This is a genomic window from Bradyrhizobium sp., from assembly GCF_049512235.1.
Taxonomy (GTDB): domain Bacteria; phylum Pseudomonadota; class Alphaproteobacteria; order Rhizobiales; family Xanthobacteraceae; genus Bradyrhizobium.
On the sequence record NZ_JBEKXH010000648.1, the window covers coordinates 1 to 3,205 of the forward strand.

Sequence of the window (3,205 nt, forward strand, 5' to 3'; positions counted from 1 at the left end):
ACGCCCTCGGCCGCCCAGCCCGCCAGCATCTCATCGCTGATGGGATCGTCACCGAGCGCGGTAATGTAGTCGACATCGGCGCCAAGACGGGCGAGATAGATCGCCGTGTTCAGGGTATCGCCGCCATAGCCCCGCGCATACAGGCCGCGCTCCGCCTGCTTCAGTTCGATCATGCATTCGCCGATGCAGGCCACTTTGGTCATGACCGCATCCCCCCGACACTTCAGGCTGCGAACGTGCCGCCAAGTTCGTCCTCGATGTGAATCCGGATGATGTCGTCAAAGGTCTTCTCGGCGGTGGTGAAACCGAGCGCAAGCGCCCGCTTCGGCTCGAAGTTGCGCGGCCAGCCCGCGACAATGCCCATGATGAAGGGATCGGGTTCGCGCTTGATCCGCGCCGCCACCTTTTCGCCCGCCACCCGCTTCAGCGCCGCGATCTGTTCGCCGACGGTCGCGGAAAGGCCGGGCATGGTGAGGTTGCGGCGCGGACCGATGGCCGCGGCATCCATGGTGCCGGCGTGCAACAGGAAGCCGACCGCCGAGCGCGGCGTGGCATGCCAGTGGCGGACGTCCTCGGACACCGGCAGCACCGCTTCCTTGCCGGCCAGCGGTTCGCGCAGGATGTTGGAGAAGAAGCCGGAGGCGGCCTTGTTGGGAAGGCCCGGACGGATGCAGATGGTCGGCAGGCGGATGCCGATGCCATCCAGGAAGCCGCGGCGCGAATAATCCGCAAGCAGGAGTTCGTCGATCGCCTTCTGGGTGCCGTAACTCAGGAGCGGGGTATGAAAGAACTCGTCGCCGATCGCCTCGGGGAACGGCGCGCCGAACACCGCGATCGAGGAGGTGAACACGACGCGAGGCCTGTAGCCGCCGCCGGCGAGCCGGATGGCGTCCAGCAGCATCCGCGTGCCGTCGAGATTGATGCGATAGCCCTTGTCGAAATCGAGCTCGGCCTCGCCCGAGACGATCGCCGCCAGGTGGAAAATCACATCGGGCCGATCCGCCACCAGCTTTTCGGCGGCGCCGGCCACGGCGAAATCGCAGGTCACGACACCGACCGGAAATCCGGCATCGGCGGGCGCCACGGGAGCAACGACGTCCTGCAAAGTCATCGCCGTGATGTCACTGTTGCCGAGGCGCCTGTCGCGCAACAGCCGCTCGGTCAATTTGCGGCCGACCATGCCGGCCGCGCCCAGAACCAGAATGTGCAAGAGCCAACTCCTATCTTTTGAACCCAGCTCAACCTAGTTGAGCGTTGCCGAAGCTCCAGCGCCTACTCCTTTACCGCTCCGGTCATCGCCGATACATAATGCTCGACAAAGAAGGAATAGAGAATGACCACTGGCACCGATCCGGTCAGCGCCGCAGCCATCAGCGCGCCCCAGTGATAGACGTCGCCATTGACCAGTTCGGTGATGGCCCCGACCGGGATGGTCTTGTTCTCGGACGATGAAATGAACGTCAATGCGTAGATAAATTCGTTCCACGACAGCGTGAACGCGAAGATGCCGGCGGATATCAGGCCGGGGAACGAGAGCGGCAGTGTGATCTTGGTGAGAATCTGCAGCCGTGTCGCGCCGTCGATCAGAGCGCATTCCTCGAGCTCATAGGGAATGGTGCGGAAATAGCCCATCAATAGCCAGGTGCAGAACGGGATCAGGAAGGTCGGATAGGTCAGGATCAGCGCCAGGTTGCCGTCGAACAGGCCGAGCTTGAACACAATCGTCGCCAGCGGAATAAACAGGATCGACGGCGGCACCAGATAGGCCAGAAAAATCCCAAGTGCGACATAACGCGATCCCCGGTAACGCAACCGCTCGATCGCATAGGCCGCGCAGACGCTGGCGAACAGCGAGATGAAGGTCGATGATATCGAGATGACCAGCGTATTGTACATCCACTGGGGATAGTCCGTCTCGAGGAACAGCTTCCGGACATGATCGAGCGTCGGGTGAACGATCCAGAATGGATTATACTTCTCGTAATCGTACATTTCCGCGTCCGGTTTGAACGACGTGGTCGCCATCCAGTAGAACGGGAACAAAAGGAAAACCAGGATCAGGCTGAGCGGAAAATAGACCCGCAGGGCGCGGCGCGGCCAGCTTTCCAGATAGGACATGCCATCGCTTTGATCTTCGACGCTCGCCATCAATCCCTCCCGCCCTGTTGCCACTTGCTGCGCTGAAGGCCGAAGAAACTCAGCAATATCGCGGCGGCAAGGAAGGGAATCATCGCATTGGAAATCGCCGCCCCCTCGCCGAGATGGCCGCCGGTGATGGCGCGCTGGAACGACAGGGTCGCCATCAGGTGCGTGGCATTAATCGGCCCGCCGCGGGTGATGGTGTAGATCAGCTGGAAATCGGTGAACGTCATCAGCACCGAAAACGTCATGACCACGGCGATGATCGGCGAAAGCATCGGCAACGTGATGAACCGGAAGCGCTGCCAGTTGGTGGCACCGTCAAGATTGGCGGCCTCGTAGAGCGACGGCGAAATGGTCTGCAGTCCTGCCAGAAGCGTGATCGCCACGAATGGAACGCCGCGCCAGATGTTGGCCAGCACCACACTCCAGCGCGCGTTCCAGGGATCGCCGAGGAAGTCGATATAGCTGTGGATGAGGCCCATCTTGATCAGGACCCATGAGATGATCGAGAACTGGGAGTCGTAGATCCACCAGAACGCGATCGCGGAGAGCACCGTCGGCACCACGAATGGCAGCAATACGATGGCCCGCATCACCGACTTGAACGGCAACCGCTCGTTGAGCAGCAGCGCAAGATAGAGTCCGACCGCGAATTTTATCGCGCTGGCGGTAACGGTGTAGAATATCGTGTTGAAGACGGAAAGCCAGAACACGTTGTCCTTTGACAGCGAGACGAAATTTTCCAGACCGATAAAGCGGCCCTCGCCGCCGATTTTGGTATCGGTGAGGCCGAGCCACAGGCCAAGCCCCAGCGGATAGGCAAGGAACAGGATAAGAATAGCCAACGCCGGCAGCATGAACATCGCGCCCAGAACGTTGCGGTTCTCGAGCGCCAGCGAGAAAAGGCTGCGACGCGCGGCCTGCGCGAGGGGTTCGGCAATGACGGCCATGATGCACTCCCTGGAGAAGCGGCGGCGTCCGGATTTCCGGACGCCGCGGTTTCTGCTTGATCAGACGTTGTAATAACGCTTGGCGCGATCGGCAGCTCGCTTGGCGGCGTCCG

4 protein-coding genes are annotated in these 3,205 nt (G+C 61.2%); all 4 read right to left on the bottom strand.

Annotated features, from left to right (window positions below):
- Window positions 1-203 (bottom strand): PfkB family carbohydrate kinase (locus ABSG20_RS33325; RefSeq protein ID WP_423868694.1); only part of this gene is annotated, 203 nt, incomplete at its 3' end.
- A gap of 20 nt (window positions 204-223) precedes the next feature.
- The gene (gene denD / locus ABSG20_RS33330; protein WP_423868695.1) at window positions 224-1,210 is read right to left on the bottom strand and encodes a D-erythronate dehydrogenase; all 987 of its coding nucleotides are present in this window, start codon (window positions 1,208-1,210) and stop codon (window positions 224-226) included.
- Window positions 1,211-1,272: 62 nt separating this feature from the next.
- On the bottom strand, window positions 1,273-2,148 hold the full coding sequence (locus tag ABSG20_RS33335; RefSeq protein WP_423868696.1) for a carbohydrate ABC transporter permease: 876 nt from the start codon (window positions 2,146-2,148) through the stop codon (window positions 1,273-1,275).
- Window positions 2,148-3,092: a carbohydrate ABC transporter permease gene (locus ABSG20_RS33340; RefSeq protein ID WP_423868697.1), complete on the bottom strand. Its 945-nt coding sequence runs from the start codon at window positions 3,090-3,092 to the stop codon at window positions 2,148-2,150. Before ABSG20_RS33340 ends, ABSG20_RS33335 begins: the two co-directional genes overlap by 1 nt.
- Window positions 3,093-3,205 lie beyond the last annotated feature (113 nt).